The following is a 357-nucleotide window of genomic DNA, read 5'->3' as shown; positions in this document are numbered from 1 at the left end:
AATTGGGTAGCCAAACACTGGCAGGCCACCATTATCTTCCCAGTAATCGCTGAACGGTTCTTCCAAACAGTAGGGGTTGCTCACCTCTACAAAGCACAAATTATGAGCAGCAACAGGACGCGGCAAGAAACCAACAACCAGCAACAGCCAAATCCAACGGCGCATAGTAGATCCTCGGCTAAAAAACTCCGTTGCTAGTATACCAAACCTCAAGCTTGTTAAGCGATTAAATACAGCAGGCCTGCTGATCAATGTGATCAACAGGCCTGTGGTTGGTGCCGAGGGCGGGAGTCGAACCCGCACCCCCTTGCGAGGAGAGATGTTTAAGACCTCAGCGTCTGCCATTCCGCCACCTCG

The sequence above is a fragment of the Herpetosiphon sp. genome (genome assembly GCF_003512625.1).
GTDB lineage: Bacteria > Chloroflexota > Chloroflexia > Chloroflexales > Herpetosiphonaceae > Herpetosiphon > Herpetosiphon aurantiacus.
Note: the sequence above shows the minus strand (reverse complement) of the source record.